The organism is Streptomyces sp. NBC_01433, from assembly GCF_026340105.1.
GTDB lineage: Bacteria > Actinomycetota > Actinomycetes > Streptomycetales > Streptomycetaceae > Streptomyces.
The window spans coordinates 1,414,985-1,431,803 of the sequence record NZ_JAPEPM010000002.1 but is presented as its reverse complement, the minus strand read 5'-3'; the positions used below and the strand labels follow the sequence as shown (position 1 = coordinate 1,431,803).

Annotated in this window: 15 protein-coding genes; 9 read left to right on the top strand and 6 right to left on the bottom strand. The window is 70.6% G+C overall.

Annotated elements, in window-relative coordinates; translation table 11 throughout:
* The first annotated feature begins 53 nt into the window (after nucleotides 1-53).
* The gene (locus OG413_RS33850; protein WP_266812243.1) at nucleotides 54-359 is read left to right on the top strand and encodes a 4a-hydroxytetrahydrobiopterin dehydratase; all 306 of its coding nucleotides are present in this window, start codon (nucleotides 54-56) and stop codon (nucleotides 357-359) included.
* Nucleotides 360-382: 23 nt separating this feature from the next.
* Here the strand turns inward: OG413_RS33850 and OG413_RS33845 are convergent, their stop codons facing one another.
* Nucleotides 383-1,345 carry a LysR family transcriptional regulator gene (locus OG413_RS33845; protein WP_266812241.1) on the bottom strand — a complete coding sequence of 321 codons (963 nt, stop codon included), beginning with the start codon at nucleotides 1,343-1,345 and terminating at the stop codon, nucleotides 383-385.
* 158 nt (nucleotides 1,346-1,503) lie between these two features.
* Here OG413_RS33845 and OG413_RS33840 point away from each other — a divergent pair, with 158 nt between their 5' ends.
* Nucleotides 1,504-2,436: a trans-aconitate 2-methyltransferase gene (locus OG413_RS33840; protein ID WP_266812239.1), complete on the top strand. Its 933-nt coding sequence runs from the start codon at nucleotides 1,504-1,506 to the stop codon at nucleotides 2,434-2,436.
* 14 nt (nucleotides 2,437-2,450) lie between these two features.
* On the opposite strand, the gene OG413_RS33835 is transcribed toward OG413_RS33840, so the two are convergent.
* From OG413_RS33835 to OG413_RS33820, 4 genes are all read right to left on the bottom strand, one after another.
* Entirely contained in the window at nucleotides 2,451-2,921 is a 471-nt protein-coding gene (locus OG413_RS33835) for an RICIN domain-containing protein (RefSeq protein WP_266812237.1), read from the bottom strand.
* Nucleotides 2,922-3,043: 122 nt separating this feature from the next.
* Entirely contained in the window at nucleotides 3,044-3,880 is an 837-nt protein-coding gene (locus OG413_RS33830; protein WP_266812236.1) for an aldo/keto reductase, read from the bottom strand.
* Nucleotides 3,881-4,057: 177 nt separating this feature from the next.
* Nucleotides 4,058-5,857 carry a long-chain fatty acid--CoA ligase gene (locus OG413_RS33825; protein ID WP_266813246.1) on the bottom strand — a complete coding sequence of 600 codons (1,800 nt, stop codon included), beginning with the start codon at nucleotides 5,855-5,857 and terminating at the stop codon, nucleotides 4,058-4,060.
* Nucleotides 5,858-6,148: 291 nt separating this feature from the next.
* Nucleotides 6,149-7,033: a LysR substrate-binding domain-containing protein gene (locus tag OG413_RS33820; RefSeq protein ID WP_266812235.1), complete on the bottom strand. Its 885-nt coding sequence runs from the start codon at nucleotides 7,031-7,033 to the stop codon at nucleotides 6,149-6,151.
* Between the two features lie 115 nt (nucleotides 7,034-7,148).
* On the opposite strand from OG413_RS33820, the gene OG413_RS33815 reads away from it, so the two are divergent.
* Entirely contained in the window at nucleotides 7,149-8,192 is a 1,044-nt protein-coding gene (locus OG413_RS33815) for a bile acid:sodium symporter family protein (protein WP_266812234.1), read from the top strand.
* A 66-nt stretch (nucleotides 8,193-8,258) separates the two neighbouring features.
* Here the strand turns inward: OG413_RS33815 and fdhD are convergent, their stop codons facing one another.
* Nucleotides 8,259-9,170, bottom strand: coding sequence for a formate dehydrogenase accessory sulfurtransferase FdhD (fdhD, locus tag OG413_RS33810; RefSeq protein ID WP_266812232.1), 912 nt, complete (start codon nucleotides 9,168-9,170; stop codon nucleotides 8,259-8,261).
* Between the two features lie 387 nt (nucleotides 9,171-9,557).
* Here fdhD and OG413_RS33805 point away from each other — a divergent pair, with 387 nt between their 5' ends.
* From OG413_RS33805 to OG413_RS33780, 6 genes are all read left to right on the top strand, one after another.
* The gene (locus tag OG413_RS33805; RefSeq protein ID WP_266812230.1) at nucleotides 9,558-10,526 is read left to right on the top strand and encodes a beta-ketoacyl-ACP synthase III; all 969 of its coding nucleotides are present in this window, start codon (nucleotides 9,558-9,560) and stop codon (nucleotides 10,524-10,526) included.
* Nucleotides 10,527-10,590: 64 nt separating this feature from the next.
* Nucleotides 10,591-11,268 (top strand): GntR family transcriptional regulator, encoded by a 678-nt coding sequence (locus tag OG413_RS33800; RefSeq protein WP_266812228.1) that lies wholly within the window; start codon nucleotides 10,591-10,593, stop codon nucleotides 11,266-11,268.
* Between the two features lie 346 nt (nucleotides 11,269-11,614).
* Complete coding sequence (locus OG413_RS33795) at nucleotides 11,615-12,796, top strand: ROK family transcriptional regulator (protein WP_266812226.1); 1,182 nt, start codon at nucleotides 11,615-11,617, stop codon at nucleotides 12,794-12,796.
* Nucleotides 12,797-13,052: 256 nt separating this feature from the next.
* Nucleotides 13,053-14,600 (top strand): sugar ABC transporter ATP-binding protein, encoded by a 1,548-nt coding sequence (locus OG413_RS33790; protein ID WP_266812225.1) that lies wholly within the window; start codon nucleotides 13,053-13,055, stop codon nucleotides 14,598-14,600.
* The gene (locus tag OG413_RS33785; RefSeq protein WP_266812223.1) at nucleotides 14,597-15,649 is read left to right on the top strand and encodes an ABC transporter permease; all 1,053 of its coding nucleotides are present in this window, start codon (nucleotides 14,597-14,599) and stop codon (nucleotides 15,647-15,649) included. The genes OG413_RS33790 and OG413_RS33785 overlap by 4 nt, the downstream gene beginning before the upstream one ends.
* 121 nt (nucleotides 15,650-15,770) lie before the next feature.
* A complete protein-coding gene (locus OG413_RS33780) occupies nucleotides 15,771-16,808 on the top strand; it encodes a substrate-binding domain-containing protein (protein ID WP_266812222.1) in 1,038 nt (345 codons plus the stop codon).
* The last annotated feature ends 11 nt before the right edge of the window (nucleotides 16,809-16,819 follow it).

Sequence of the window (16,819 nt, the reverse complement as noted above, 5' to 3'; positions counted from 1 at the left end):
CCCGCACTGCCGGACCGTCCTTTGATCCACTTCGTGATGCAGGGAGCCGTTCCATGCCCGCCGAACCGCTGTCGCCCTCCGAGATCGAGACCCGGCTGCGCGCGCTGCCCGGCTGGGCGCGGGAAGGGGGCCGGATCACCCGCACCTACCGGCTGCCCTCCCACTTCGCCGCCGCGGCCCTGACCGTCCATGTCGCGCAGATCCAGGAGGAGCTCGGGCACCACTCCGATCTGACGCTCGGCTACAACACCGTCGCCCTGTCCGTGAACACCCATGACGCGGGCGGTGCGATCACGGAGAAGGACCTGGCGCTCGCCACCCGGGTGGCGGCAGCGGCTCCGGCGCACGGCGCGGAGTAGGACCGGAACTCGGTTCCGGGCTCTCAGGCCACCGTGCCGAACGCCGGATGCGCGGCGAGCCACGCCGCGTAGTCCGGGCTGCGCGACACCGCCTCCGCGTACGCCGACCGGGTCAGCCCGCTCACCGCTCCCGCGGCGGCGTCCGCGGCGGGAGAGCGGGGATGCCAGCCCAGCAGATGGCGCCAGCTCAGCGGTGAACCGGTGATCGGCCGCGTCACCAGGCCGGGCGTCGGCGGGAACGTCGCCCGGCACAGCCCGATCGCCCGCCCCACCTGCACCAGGTGGACGACGGACGACGTGTCCGTCTCGTACACCGACACCGGGGTGAAGCCCGCCCGTGCGCAGGCCGCGGCGAAGCAGTCCGCGAAACAGCCGTCGCCCGGCACATCGGCCCAGCACTCGCCGGACAGCGCGGCCAGGCCCAGTTCCGGCTCGCCCGCCAGCGGGTGGTTCTCCGGCAGCATCACGAACACCGGGTCGACGCCGACGACCTGCCAGACCAGGCGGTCCGCCATCGGCGGCGGGCTCTCGCCGCAGGCCCCGATCAGAGCGAAGTCCAGCCGCCCGTCGATGACGAGTGAGGCGATCTCGGCCACCGACCACGAGGCGTACGTGGACACCGGCGCCGACGGGTGCGCGGTGGCGAGCCGGTCGACGAGACCGCCGAGCAACGGTCCATGCGTCCCGCCGAGCCGGAACCTGTCCATGGCCCCCGTGGCATTGGCGAACCGCACCGCCTCCGCCTGCAGCTCGCTCACCGCGGGCAGTACCACCCTCGCCCGTTCGAGTACCAGCTCACCGAGCGGGGTCGGCCGGGCGCCCGTGTGGTCCCGCTCGAAGAGCACGCCGCCGAGAGCCTTCTCGATCCGCCGCAGTTGAGCGCTCAGGGCGGGTTGCGCGAGCCCGAGTGCGGCGGCGGCCTTGGTGAGGCTGCCGGTGTCGGCGATGGCGCGTACGGTCCGTAGATGGCGCAACTCCAGCTCCATAACGGCAAGTTATGGGCCCGGAGGCCCACCGGCAATACACCCGCCGGGAAAGCCGCCCGGAAAGCCCACGGGAGAGCGGCCGGGGCCCGGCGGGTGCGGATTTGCCGAAGCGGCAACAGAAGTAGCCGGGAGCGCAATTCTCGGCAAGGCTGGCCCCCATGAACGATCACGCCGGTCACGGCCACCACGAGCAGTCGCACGCGCAGTCGCACGAGGGTACGCAGCCGCACGCGCACGCGCATGACACCACGGACTTCGACTGGGACGCGATGGGGCCCAGGCTGGAGCGGGAAGCCGAGCTCAGCGGCCCGCAGTACGAGGAGGTGGCCCGCTGGATCGCCTCGCTGCCCGACGCCCCGACCGTGCGCCGCGTTCTCGACATCGGCAGCGGCCCCGGCGTGGTCACCTGCCTGCTGGCCGAGGTGTTCCCCGAGGCGGAGGTCGTCGCCGTGGACGCCACCCCGGCACTCCTGGAGCGGGCGGCCGCCCGTGCCCGGCGACTGGGAGTGGGCGAACGATTTCGTACGCTGGAGGCCGAACTCCCGGACGGTCTCTCCCGGTTGGGTGAGGCCGACCTGATCTGGGCGGGCAACTCCCTGCACCACATGGGTGACCAGCGTGCCGTTCTGGCGGGCTTCGCCGGGGTCCTGCGGCCCGGCGGAACGGTGGCGCTCGTCGAGGGCGGGCTTCCCACGCGGCGGCTGCCCCGGGACATCGGCATCGGCCGTCCCGGCCTGGAGGCCCGGCTGGACGCGGTCTCGACGGAGTGGTTCCAGCGGATGCGGGTCGAGCTGCCGGACGCGAAGCGCGAGACCGAGGACTGGAACGCCCTTTTCGGAGCGGTGGGACTGACGCCGAACGGCACCCGCAGTTTCCTCCTCGACCTGCCGGCCCCGCTCTCCGCCCAGGCCCGTGAGTACGTCGTGGATACCTTCACCCGGGCGCGCGAGGCGTTCGGTGACCGGCTCGACGCCGACGACGTCGCCGTACTCGACCGGCTGCTCGATCCTCAGGACCCGGCCGGACTGCACCACAGGTCCGATGCCTACCTGCTCACCGCCCGCACGGTCCAGCTGGCCCGGCGCGGCTGAGGGGAGCGGGACGGTCAGGGCGCAACGGCCTCCAACCGCCACCACTGGGAGGGGGAGTCGGTGTCCTCCCACTGCTGGATCCTGGCCCCGGCCTCCGTCGATCCGTCGGCGACTTCGAGGACGAGCCCGCTGATGAAGCTGACCAGGGTCACCGTGCCCGGTGCCTCCAGGTGCTGTTCGATCAGCCATTCCTGGGCGCCGTAGTTGTTGGCCCTCCACTGCTGGATGGTCGCGCCGTTCTCCGTGGAGGCGTTGGCGACATCCAGCCGCTTGCCGCTGTGCGCGTTGACCAGGTGGTGGAGCGCGGCGCCCTCGTGCACCGGGGACAGCTGCCAGAGCTGCGCGGCCGACCCGCTCTCCTCGCCCTGCAGCACCGGGGCGCCGCCGCCCCTGGCCGCACCGTACACCTCCAGCAGCAGCCCGCTGCCGACGTTGCGCAGACGGTACAGACCGGCCTCGACGGCGGGCGCGGCGTCCCTGCTCATGCTCTGGTTCTCCTTCGGCGAGGTGCGACGACTGCGGGGTGTGACGGCGACGGGGTACGACGGCGCCCCCACCGTCAGCACGGTGGGGGCGCCGGAAGTAATCCGGGACGAACGGGTGCGGCTCAGGCGCCGAAGTTGAACTCGGCCGGGTCCGGGCCGAGACGCTTGCCCTCGTCCAGGGCGGCGAACGCGGCGAGGTCGTCGGCGTCCAGCTCGAAGCCGAACACATCGAAGTTCTCCGCGATCCGTGACGGGGTCACGGACTTCGGGATCACCACGTTGCCCGTCTGGATGTGCCAGCGCAGCACGGCCTGGGCGGGCGTGCGGCCGTGCTTCTGCGCGACCGCCACGACCGTCGGGACCTCCAGGAGGCCCTTGCCCTGGCCCAGCGGCGACCACGCCTCGGTGGCGATGCCGTGCTCGGCGTGCAGAGCGCGGGACTCCGCCTGCTGGAGCTGCGGGTGGAGCTCGATCTGGTTGATCACCGGGACCACGGAGGTCTCGCCGAGCAGCCGGTCGAGGTGCTCCGGCAGGAAGTTCGACACGCCGATGGCCTTGGCGCGGCCGTCGGCGTGGATCGTCTCCAGGGCCTTGTACGTGTCGACGTACCGGTCGGTGGCGGGCAGCGGCCAGTGGATCAGGTACAGGTCGACGTAGTCCAGACCGAGCTTGTCGAGCGAGGCGTCGAAGGCGCGCAGCGTGGAGTCGTAACCCTGCTCGCTGTTCCACAGCTTCGTGGTGACGAAGAGCTCGTCACGGGCGACCCCGGAGGCGGCGATGGCCTTGCCGGTGCCCACCTCGTTCTCGTAGATCGCGGCGGTGTCGATACTCCGGTACCCGGATTCGATGGCCGTGGCGACCGCCTTCGCGGCCTCGTCGTCCGGCACCTGCCAGACACCGAAACCGAGCTGCGGCATTTCGAGGCCGTTGTTGAGGGTGATGGAGGGGACCTGGCTCACGAGCGGTCGATCCTTACGTCGTCGGTTGGTACTCCTCACGACAACGATCAGCCCGGCCGGAGCATTCCCCGTACGGACACCGGAGCATTCCCCGTACGGGCACCGGGGCATTCCCCACGACGGGCACCGGCGCGTCCCCGTACGGACGTCGGTTCCGGCTCCCGCCGGGTGGCGGCGTCAGCCGTACAGCGCGTCCACCTCGACCGCGTACGCCGCCTCGATCGCCTTGCGCTTCAGCTTCAGCGAAGGGGTCAGCAGACCGGCCTCCTCGGTGAACTGGTGCGCCAGAATCCGGAACGTACGGATCGATTCCGCCTGCGACACCGCCGTGTTGGCGGCCACCACCGCCCGGCGCACCTCCCGCTCCAGGTTCGGGTCCCGCACCAGCTCGACGCCGCGCAGCGGGGACCGGCCCCGCATGGCGAGCCAGTGGTCCACCGACTCCTGGTCCAAGGTCACCAGCGCCGCGATGTAGGGCCGGTCGTTGCCGACGACGATGCACTGCGCGACCAGCGGATGCGCCCGCACCCGCTCCTCCAGACCGGCCGGGGACACGCTCTTGCCGCCCGACGTCACCAGGATCTCCTTCTTCCGCCCGGTGATCGTCAGATAGCCGTCCTCGTCCAGTGCGCCGATGTCCCCCGTGGCGAGCCAGCCGTCGTTCAGCACGGTGTGGGTGGACTCCGGATCGCCCAGATAGCCGGAGAAGACGTTGGCACCGTGCACCCACACCTCGCCGTCCTCGGCGATGTGCACCGTGGTGCCCGGGATCGGCAGGCCGACCGTGCCGTAGCGGGTGCGCTCGGGCGGATTGGCCGTCGCCGCCGCCGTCGACTCGGTGAGCCCGTACCCCTCGAAGACCCTCACGCCCGCACCCTCGAAGAACAGCCCGAGCCGGCGCTCCATGCCCGAGCCGCCCGACATCGCGTGCCGCACCCGGCCGCCCATCGCGTCGCGGACCTTTTTGTAGACGACCTTGTCGAAGAACTGGTGCCGCATCCGCAGCCCGGCGGACGGCCCCGGGCCCTTCCCGAACGCCCGCTCCTCCAGTGCCTCGGCGTACGTCACCGCGATCTCGACGGCCTTGCCGAACGCCCCGGCACGGCCTTCCGTCTCCGCCCTGCGCCGGGCGCCGTTGAAGACCTTCTCGAAGATGTACGGCACCGCCAGGATGAACGTCGGCCGGAACGTCAACAGGTCCGGCATCAGCGCGGACGCCGACAGCTCCGGCTGATGGCCGAGCTTCACCCGGCCCCGGACCGCCGCGATCTCCACCATGCGGCCGAAGACGTGGGCCAGCGGGAGGAAGAGGAGTGTGGACGCCTCGTCGGCCGCCTTGGAGTGGAACACCGGCTCCCAGCGGCTGACCATGGTGTCGGTCTCGAACATGAGGTTGGCATGGGTGATCACACACCCCTTGGGGCGGCCCGTCGTCCCGGAGGTGTAGATCACGGTCGCCACGGACTCGGGCGTCACCGCACGCCGGTGCCGGTGCACCACCTCGTCGTCGATCTCGGCGCCCGCCGCCATCAGTCCGGCGACCGCGTCGGCGTCCAGCTGCCACAGCCGCTTGAGATGCGGCAGCCGGTCGATCACCGAACCGACCGTCATCGCGTGGTCCTCGTGTTCGACCATCACGGCCGCGACCTCGGCGTCGTGCAGCATCCACAGCACCTGCTCGGCCGACGACGTGGGATAGACGGGCACCGACTGGGCGCCGATCGACCAGAGCGCGTAGTCGAACAGCGTCCACTCGTACCGCGTACGGGACATCAGGGCGACCCGGTCACCGAACCGGACGCCGTGGGCGATCAGTCCCTTGGCCAGGGCCAGCACCTCGTCGCGGAAGACCGCGGAGGTGACATCGCGCCACTGTCCGGACGCGTCCTTGCGGCCGAGGGCGACCCGGTGCGGGTCGTCCTGGGCGTAATCGAATACCACATCGGCGAGACCGCCGACTAGAGGCGCCGCCGCCATGGGTGGGACAGTGAACTCGCGCAAATGACCTGCTCCTCCGGCACTCCGCACAGCGCCGCGACGCTACCCCAAGGAACGCGCCTGCGGGAGGGGTGGAAGTCTCCGTAAAACGTGCCATCTGCACAGGTCAACCGTCGATATCCGGCCAGATGGGCAAGGCTCGGGCGCACTTCTGACCGCGGAGTAAGTGGCTCGCGCGGGAATCTCCACCGAATCTGAACGTTGCGATCACTCCCGCTCTACGCCGGTACGGGGAGTTGCTCCGCGTCCGTCCAGTCTGTCGCGTACGGATCATGCCCCGTCGCGGCCGCTGATCCCGCGGTGCAGCCGGTCGCCGCCCGCCAGGATCGCCGCCGCCAGCGCGTCCGCGGCCTCCTGTGCGGCGTCCCGGCGGCGGCCGTGCCGCAGGACGAAGTCCACATCGCCGAGCTCCGGCAGCCCCGCCCTGGCCGGTACCGGGACCAGCCCCGGCGGGATCAGCCCCCGGGTGTGGGCCATCACGCCCAGGCCCGCGCGGGCCGCCGCGATCAGCCCGCTCAGACTCGTGCTCGTACACGCGATCCGCCAGGACCTGCCGTGCTCCTCCAGGACCTCCAGCGCGCGGGCCCGGGTGATGCCCGGCGGCGGGAAGACGATCAGCGGCACCGGGCGCTCCGGATCGATCCGCAGCTGCGGGGCGCCGATCCAGGTCAGCGTGTCCTGCCAGACCAGCTCGCCGTGCGTGTCGCCGGTGCGCCGCTTGGCGAGCAGGAGATCCAGGCGCCCCGCCGCCAGTTGCTGGTGCAGCGTCCCGGACAGCTCCACGGTCAGCTCCAGCTCGACCTCCGGATGGTCGCGGCGGAAGGACTCCAGGATCTCCGGCAGCCGGGTCAGGACGAAGTCCTCGGAGGCGCCGAACCGCAGCCGGCCGCGCAGCCGGGTGCCGGCGAAGAACGTCGCGGCGCGCTCGTGCGCCTGCAGGATCGTCCGGGCGAAGCCGAGCATCGCCTCGCCGTCCTCGGTGAGATCGACCCGGTGTGTGTCGCGGACGAACAGCTGCCGTCCCGTCGCCTCCTCCAGCCGCCGCACGTGCTGGCTCACCGTGGACTGCCGGACGCCGAGTCTGCGGGCGGCCTGGGTGAAGCTGAGGGTCTGGGCGACGGCGAGGAAGGTGCGCAGCTGAGCGGGGTCGTACATGGGCCCACGCTATCGCGTTCCGTGATGACAGTCAGAGCGGTATGCCGGATTCCCGATGGGGGCGATCCGTCGCAGGATGGGTGGGCACGACCTGACCGAGAGACACGTGGAGCACATGAGCCGCCGCACCCTGAAGCTGCCGTCCTGGCTGCCGATCGACCTGTACATCCTCGCGCTGATCGGCACCGTGGGGCTCGCGGCACTGCTGCCCGCGTCGGGCCCGGCCGCCGACGTGGCCGGCGGGGCGTCCACCGGTGCGGTCGCCCTGCTCTTCTTCCTCTACGGAGCCCGTCTCTCGACCGGGGAGGCGCTCGACGGACTGAAGCACTGGCGGCTCCATCTCACCGTCCTGATCTGCACCTTCGTCGCCTTCCCGCTGCTGGGGCTGGCCACCAAGGGCCTCGTGCCGTACGTGCTGACCCCGCAGCTCCAGGCCGGTTTCCTCTTCCTCTGCCTGGTTCCGTCCACCATCCAGTCCTCGATCGCCTTCACCTCGATCGCCCGCGGCAACGTGCCCGCGGCGATCTGCGCGGGGTCCTTCTCCAGCATCGCCGGGATCTTCCTCACCCCGCTCCTCGCCGCCCTGCTGCTCGGCGGCACCGGCGGCGGGTTCTCGGCCGACTCGCTGCTGAAGATCGTGCTCCAGCTGCTGGCCCCGTTCGTCGCCGGACAGCTGACGCGCCGCTGGATCGGCGGCTTCCTCGTCCGGCACAAGAAGGTCCTCGGCTATGTCGACCGCGGTTCGATACTGCTGGTCGTCTACACCGCGTTCAGCGAGGGCATGGTCGCCGGTGTCTGGCACCAGGTGACTCCGGCCCGTCTCGGCGCGCTGCTCGCCGCCGAAGCGGTGCTGCTGGCGCTGATGCTCTCGCTGACCTGGTACGGGGCGAAGCGGCTCGGGTTCGACCGCGGGGACCGGATCGCGATCCAGTTCGCCGGGTCGAAGAAGAGCCTGGCCGCCGGGCTGCCGATGGCGAGCGTCCTGTTCGGGGCGCACGCGAGCCTGGCCGTGCTGCCGCTGATGCTCTTCCACCAGATGCAGCTGATGGTCTGCGCGGTGATCGCGAAGCGCCGCTCGCGCGACCCCGAACCGGCCGCGGTGCCGGGGGCCGCTCCCGGCCCGGCCGAAGAGCTGTCCTCGGCCACCGGCCGCGCCTGACCCCGCCGTACGGGTCTTCCGACGAGTCCGACGAGGCCCGCGCGGCCCATGAGCCCGGCGCGGGCCCTACGCGCCCGCCGCCCCGGTGCTCCGGGCGGGCGCCCCGGCCGCGTCGGCCGCGTCGGCCCCGTCGGCCCCTTCGGCCGCGGCTTCCAGCGCGATGCGGTGCTCTCCCGCGTACACGTTCATGGAGGGACCCCGCAGGAACCCGACCAGGGTCAGTCCGCTCTCGGCCGCCAGGTCCACGGCCAGCGACGACGGCGCGGACACCGACGCGAGCATCGGGATTCCCGCCATCACCGCCTTCTGCGCCAGCTCGAACGAGGCACGGCCCGACACCAGCAGGATGACCCGCGACAACGGCAGCCGGTCGTCCGTCAGCGCCCGCCCCACCAGCTTGTCGACCGCGTTGTGCCGGCCCACGTCCTCCCGGATGTCCAGCAGTTCGCCGTCCTCCGAGAACAGGGCGGCCGCGTGCAGCCCGCCGGTCCTGTCGAAGAGCCGCTGCGACTCGCGCAGCCGGTCGGGAAGGCCCGAGAGCAGCGCGGGCGTCACCCGGACCGGGGGAGCGTCGGCGACCGGGTGCCGGGTCGTGGTGCGTACCGCGTCCAGACTGGCCTTGCCGCACAGGCCGCAGGACGAGGTCGTGTAGACATTGCGTTCCAGGGTGATGTCGGGCACCACCACGCCGGGCGCGAGCCGCACGTCCACCACGTTGTACGTGTTCGTACCGTCCGCCGTCGCCCCGGCGCAGTACACGATCGACCGCACCTCGGAGCCCAGGCCGATCACGCCCTCGCTCACCAGGAAGCCCGCCGCGAGCGCGAAGTCGTCGCCCGGGGTCCGCATCGTGATGGCGAGCGGCTTGCCGTTCAGCCGGATCTCCAGCGGTTCCTCCGCGACGAGCGTGTCGGGCCGAGTGGAGAGGATCCCGTCCCGGATCCTGATCGTGCGGCGTCGCTCGGTGGCCCGTCCCATAGCCGATGAACCCGATTCTGTACGTGGGTGAAGCCGAAGCGGCCCTTGCTGCGGAGGTTCTCGGTCTCATTGTCCGGCACGTGCGGGCGGCGTCGCAGCCCGCGACCGGCCGTATGGTGGTCGGAACGGCGTACTGATCGGATCCCACGAAAAATCGCTGAGAAGTTTGATCGGGATGCCCTTGTGTACGCCGGTTCGATCGGTTGTGGGATCGGACAGGGGCATCATTCGGCAGGATATTGTCTACAGTATTCCTTATGGAGGGTCGAGGCTGTTGTCAAGGCTCCAACCCGCGGCCCATATTCCTGTGGGATCACGTGCCCCTGTACCGGGCGGTAGCGACCAAGACTGGATGGTTCCTGCCATACGTAGCGAGGGGAACCAGTAATGACCGGCTCACGTATCGTGGCGCTCGGCCACTATCAGCCCGCCAAGGTGCTCACCAACGACGATCTGGCAGCCATGGTCGACACCAGCGACGAGTGGATCACCAGTCGCGTCGGCATCAAGACCCGTCATGTGGGCGGCCCCGACGAGCCGGTGGACGAAATGGCCGCGCAGGCGGGCGCCAAGGCGCTGGCGGCGGCCGGCCTGCAGCCCGCCGACATCGATCTGGTCCTCGTCGCCACCTCCACCGCGATCGACCGCTCCCCGAGCATGTCGGCCCGGGTCGCGGCCCGTCTCGGCATGGGCTCGCCCGCGGTGATGGACATCAATGTGGTCTGCTCCGGGTTCACCCACGCCCTGGCCACCGCCGACCACGCGATCCGGGCCGGTGCGGCCACCCGCGCCCTGGTCATCGGCGCCGACAAGATGGCTGACATCGCCGACTGGACCGACCGCACCACCTGCGTCCTGCTCGGGGACGGCGCGGGTGCCGCGGTCGTCACGGCCGATCCCTCCGCCACGGACGGCGGGGAAGGTGCCGCCGGACCCGGGATCGGGCCGGTGCTCTGGGGTTCGGTCCCGGAGATGGGCAACGCGGTACGGATCGAGGGCACACCGCCGCGTTTCGCGCAGGAGGGGCAGTCCGTCTACCGCTGGGCCACCACACAGCTGCCGCCGATCGCCCGCAAGGTGTGCGAGAAGGCGGGAATCGCGCCGGAGGATCTGGCCGCGGTGGTGTTGCACCAGGCCAATCTGAGGATCATCGAACCGGTCGCCAGGAAGATCGGTGCGATCAACGCGGTCATCGCCCGCGACGTGGTGGATTCCGGCAACACCTCCGCCGCGTCGATCCCCATGGCCCTGTCCAAGCTGGTGGAACGCGGCGAGGTCGAGAGCGGTGCTCCGGTCCTGCTGTTCGGGTTCGGCGGGAATCTCTCCTACGCGGGCCAGGTGATCCGCTGTCCGTGAGGGGAATTGCGCTCGGTAGACTGTAGACGATAAGCAATTGCTCGTCGCCCGGAGGGGGACCGCGATGTTGTCCACAGGACTGCCGCACGGGGCTGTGCCGAAGCTGGAACGGCCCGGTCCGCTGCGCGAGCGCGTCTACGAGACGCTCCTCGAACTGATCACCACGCGAGCACTCCGGCCGGGCCAGCACCTGGTCGAGAGCGAACTGGCCGGGCATCTGGGCGTGTCCAGGCAGCCGGTGCGCGAGGCGCTCCAGCGGCTGAACACCGAAGGGTGGGTCGACCTGCGCCCCGCGCAGGGTGCCTTCGTGCACGAGCCCACCGAGGAGGAGGCCGACCAACTGCTCTCGGTCCGTGCGCTGCTCGAAGCGGAGGCGGCCCGGCTTGCCGCCGCCAATTCCGGCGCGCCGGGGATCGCCGCCCTCGAAGAACTCTGCGCCGCGGGCGAGCGGGCCGTCGCCGACGACGACGTGGACCTGGCAGTCGCGACCAACGCCGCCTTCCACGCCAAGGTCATGGAACTGGCCGGGAACGTCGTTCTCGCCGAACTGGCCGGACAGGTCGACCGCCGGGTCCGCTGGTACTACACACCGGTCGCCCGTCAGCGCGGCACCCGGTCCTGGATCGAGCACCGCGAGCTCATCGCGGCGATCTCCTCGCGGGACGAGCGGCGGGCGACCGAGATCATGCGTTCGCACACGGAGCAGACGCGCCAGACGTACCACCAGCGCGAAGGCGGCTGACGGGCCGTACGCGCGGAACGTGCACGACGGCCTGTACGCGACGGCCTGTGTGCGGCCCGTGCGCGACGGCCCGTGCGTGGCTGGTGCGGGCAACCGGCAGCACATGTCGTGAGGGAAGGGCCGGGGCCGAGTGCCCCGGCCCTTCCCGTTGTCGCGTGCCCCTTCACGCCCTCGCGGACGCTTCCCATCCCCTCGGGGACGTGCCCCGCCCATCTTTGTCCTGGGTGTGGAGAAAGTTGGAGTGGATTCCTGCTCAACTTCTTCCCACTCAGGCAAAGCGCTGCTACGTTCCCCATCGAAAGCCCGACGGACTGGCCGATGTGGCGGGGAGGGACGCGTGAGACGTATGACGGCACGACCCGCGAACGCGCATCAGGCACGACTGCTCAGGCTGTTGCGGGACGGCGGTCCCAACTCACGGGCACAGCTGGGGGATCAGGTCGATCTCTCCCGCTCCAAGCTCGCCGTCGAGGTCGACCGGCTGCTGGAGACCGGACTCGTGGTGGCCGACGGACTCGCCGCATCCCGTGGTGGACGCCGCTCGCACAACATCCGGCTCGCTCCCGCACTCCGGTTCCTCGGTGTCGACATCGGTGCCACCTCCGTCGATGTGGCCGTCACCAACGCCGAGTTGGAGGTACTGGGACACCTCAACCACCCCATGGACGTACGCGAAGGCCCCGTCGCCATCTTCGAGCAGGTCCTGTCCCTGGCGGCCAAGCTCCGGGCCTCCGGACTCGCCGATGGATTCGACGGCGCGGGGATCGGCGTACCCGGACCCGTCCGCTTCCCCGAAGGCGTGCCGGTCGCGCCGCCGATCATGCCCGGCTGGGACGGCTTCCCGGTCCGCGAGGCGCTCAGCCAGGAGCTGGGCTGCCCCGTCATGGTCGACAACGACGTGAACCTCATGGCGATGGGGGAGCAGCACGCGGGCGTCGCACGCTCCGTGGGCGACTTCCTCTGCGTCAAGATCGGTACGGGTATCGGCTGCGGCATCGTCGTCGGCGGCGAGGTCTACCGAGGGACGACGGGCAGCGCGGGCGACATCGGGCACATCCAGGTGGAACCGGAGGGCCGCCCCTGCGCCTGCGGCAACCGGGGCTGTCTGGAGGCGCACTTCAGCGGTGCCGCGCTCGCGCGCGACGCCGAGGACGCGGCGCGCGCCGGGCGGTCGCCCGAACTCGCGGCCCGGCTGGCGGAGGCGGGCAAGCTCACCGCCGCCGATGTGGCCGCCGCCGCGGCGGCCGGGGACGCCACCGCGCTCGACCTGATCCGTGAGGGCGGGAACCGCGTCGGCCAGGTCATCGCCGGACTCGTCAGCTTCTTCAACCCCGGTCTGGTGGTGATCGGCGGGGGAGTGACCGGCCTCGGCCACAATCTCCTCGCCAGCGTCCGGACCCAGGTCTACCGGCAGTCCCTGCCGCTGGCCACCGGCAATCTCCCCATCGTGCTCGGTGAGTTGGGACCCGTCGCCGGAGTGATCGGCGCGGCCCGGCTCATCAGCGACCACCTGTTCTCACCGGCCTGATCCCGGGCCGGCCGGCATGACGTAAGCACCCAGCTCGGCAAGCGTTCCGCCCGCCCCGTCCGCCCGCCCCGTCCACCCGTCTGTCCGACCGTCACAGCAAGCCCGTTCCACAAGCCGTTCCGCAGCTCTTCCGTAAGCCGTTTCACCCGCGCCTTTGTCAGCAGCCGTCCGCGGTGCCGTCGGCAGTACGGCACCACCGGCCCCTGCTCCCCTGCCCCCTGTCCACTCACCGGCCGCACCGCCGAGGGGATTTGTCATGGCATCACAACCACCCCTGCTCACCATGTCCGGCATCACCAAGTCATTTCCCGGCGTGCGCGCCCTCGACGGCGTGGACCTGGAGGTCCTGGCCGGTGAAGTCCACTGCCTCCTCGGCCAGAACGGCGCCGGCAAGTCCACCCTCATCAAGGTGCTGGCCGGAGCCCATCAGCCCGACGGCGGCGAGATCACCTGGCGCGGCGAACCCGCCTCGCTGAAGTCGCCGATCACGGCGATGCGGCTCGGCATCGCCACCATTTATCAGGAACTCGACCTGGTCGAAGGGCTCTCGGTCGCCGAGAACGTCTTCCTCGGCCATGAACCGACGACCGCACGCTTCGTCGTCCGTACCCGCCAGGGCCGGACCGCCGCCGGCGCCCTCCTCAAGCGGCTCGGCCACCCGGAGATCGACCCCGCCCGACCGGTCGGTGAACTCTCCGCGGCCCAGCAGCAGATCGTCTCCATGGCACGCGCGCTCTCCCACGACGTGCGGCTCATCGTGATGGACGAGCCGTCCGCCGCCCTGGACCCCGACGAGGTCGACAACCTGTTCCGCATCGTCGCCGACCTCACCGCGGACGGTGTCGCCGTCGTCTACATCTCCCACCGCCTGGAGGAGATCCGCCGGATCGGGGACCGGGTGACCGTCCTCAAGGACGGCCGTGCCGTCGCCGTCGGTCTGCCCGCCGAGTCCACACCCACGCGCGACATCGTTGCCATGATGACCGGCCGCAATGTCGAGCACGTCTTCCCGCAGCGCCCCGGGCCCGCCGTCCGGGACAGCGCGGGGTCCGCCGCACCGGCTGTCGCGGAACCGGTGCTCAAGGTCGAAGGGCTGTCCAGGAAGGGGGAGTTCGCTCCCGTCGACCTGGAACTCCGGCCCGGCGAGATCGTCGGGCTCGCCGGACTCGTGGGCTCCGGACGCTCCGAGATCCTGGAGACGATCTACGGCGCCCGCAAGCCCAGCACCGGACGCGTCACCGTGGCGGGCAAGCCGCTGCGGACCGGCAGCGTCCGCGCGGCCGTCGCCGCCGGAATCGGGCTCGCCCCCGAGGAACGCAAGGCCCAGGCCCTGCTCATGACCGAATCGGTCACCCGCAATGTCTCGGTCTCCTCGCTCTCCCGTTTCGCCCGGTCCGGCTGGATCGACCGGGGAGCCGAACGGCGGGCCGCGCAGACCGCCACCCGCGAACTGTCGCTGCGGCCCGACAACCCGGACACCCTCATCCGTACCCTTTCCGGCGGCAACCAGCAAAAGGCCGTCCTGGCCCGCTGGCTGCTGCGCGGCTGCCGGGTCCTGCTGCTGGACGAACCCACCCGCGGCGTGGACGTCGGCGCCCGCGCCGAGCTCTACGCCGTGATCCGCCGGCTGGCCGACGACGGCCTCGCCGTACTGCTCGTCTCCAGCGAAGTGCCCGAAGTGCTGGGCCTCGCCGACCGGGTGCTGGTGCTCCGTGAGGGACGCGTCGTGCATACGGCGCCCGCCCAGGAGCTCGACGAGCACCGCGTACTCGACCTCGTGATGGAAGGGAGCCCGACGTCATGACACAGCCCGCCCCGTCGGCGCAGCACAAGGGGACGGACCGGGGGGCCGCCACCGGCTCCTCCGCCTCGCCCCCCTCGAAGGCGGGCGGCGGCCCGCGCGGACTCGGCCTGCGCCTCGATGTCCGTAACCTGTCGCTGCTCGGTGTTCTCGTCGCCCTCGTCGCCGTCGGCGGCTTCACGGAGCCCGACGCGTTCCTGGACACCGGGAACCTTCAGCTGATCCTGACCCAGGCGTCCGTCATCGGTGTGGTCACCGTCGGCATGACCTTCGTCATCACCAGCGGCGGCATCGACCTCTCGGTCGGTGCGATGGTCGCGCTCGCCTCCGTCTGGGCGACGACACTGGCCACCCAGGAGTTCGGCTTCGCCGGGATCCTCTTCACCGCCGTGATCGTCGGGCTCGCCGCCGGACTCGTCAACGGAGTGCTCATCGCGTACGGCGGCATGGTGCCGTTCATCGCGACCCTGGCCATGCTCGCCTCGGCCCGCGGGCTCGCGCTCCAGATCACCGACGGCAAGACGCAGATCGTCACCGTCCCCTCGGTCCTGGACCTCGGTCTGCCCGACTCCTACATCCTCGGGATACCGCCCCTGGTCCTGATGTTCGCCGCGGTCACCCTCGTCGGCTGGCTGGTCCTGAACCGGACCACCTTCGGGCGCCGTACGGTCGCGGTCGGCGGCAACGCGGAGGCGGCCCGGCTCGCCGGAATCGACGTACGCCGTCAGCGCCTCTACCTCTATCTGGTCTCCGGGCTGTGCTGCGGCATCGCCGCCTTCATGCTGATCATCCTGGCCGGTTCCGGGCAGAACACCAACGGAAACCTCTACGAGCTCGACGCCATCGCCGCCGCGATCATCGGCGGCACGCTCCTCAGCGGCGGCCGGGGCACCATCATCGGCTCCGTACTCGGCGTCCTCGTCTTCACCACGATCACCAACATCTTCGCGCTCAACAACCTCCAGAGCGACGTCCAGCAGATCGCCAAGGGCGCGATCATCGTCGCCGCCGTCCTCATCCAGCGCCGCACCCTGCGCAACGGCGAGACCTGAGCCGCGCACCGTTTGCCACGGCCCGTTTCCCACGGCGGCGCGTACCGCCGCACCGTCCCGCACCACCCCGCTTCCCCCTGCTGTTCCGTATGCCACGCACCGGATGAAGGGTTTGACAGCCATGCCAGAAACCAGTCGCAGAGGACTGCTGTTCGGCACCGCGGCCGTATCCGCGGGAGCTCTCCTCACCGCCTGCACCAGCAATGAACCGAAGAAGAGCGAAACCGTCGCGACCAACCAGCCCGCGGCCGACGACAAGCCGGGCAAGCCCGTCACCATCGGCTACGCCGGACCGCAGGCCGATCACGGCTGGCTCAACGCGATCAACGTGAACGCCAAGTCGCGTGCGGAGAAGTACTCGGAGGTGACCCTGGAGATCACCGAGGGCTCCAACGACACCGCCGCCCAGATCGGCCAGGTCAAGACCCTCATCAACAAGAAGGTCGACGTCCTCGTCATCCTCCCCGCCGACGGCAAGGCGCTCACCCAGGTCGGCCTGGAAGCCATGAAGGCGGGCATCCCCGTCGTCAACCTGGACCGCATCTTCGCCTCCCCGCAGGCGTACCGCTGCTGGGTCGGCGGCGACAACTACGGCATGGGCCTCAACGCCGGTCACTACATCGGCGAACAGCTCAAGGACAAGCCGAACGCCAAGGTCGTCGAACTGGCGGGCATCGACAACCTGGAGCTCACCAAGCAGCGCAGCCAGGGCTTCGCCGACGCCCTGAAGAACTACTCCAACATCAAGCTGGTGGCCCGTCAGGCCGCCGACTTCACCGTCGAGTCGGGCCAGGCCAAGATGGCCCAACTCCTCCAGGCGCAGAAGCAGTTCGACGCACTGTGGAACCACGACGACGACCAGGGCGTCGGCGCGCTGCGGGCCATCGAGCAGGCGGGCCGCGACGAGTTCATGATGGTCGGCGGCGCCGGGTCCAAGTCCGCGATGGACGCCATCAAGGCCGGTAACAGCGTCCTGAAGGCCACTGTCCTGTACCCGCCGACGATGGCCGCGTCCGCCATCGACCTGGCGCGCGCCCTGGGCCAGGGCAAGGGCATCGGGGGACTGGCCGAGATGGAGATCCCGACCTCCCTGACGCTCTACTCGGCCGTCGTCACCAAGGAGAACGTCGACCAGTACCTGCCGACGGGCTTCAGCTGACCGAGCCCCGC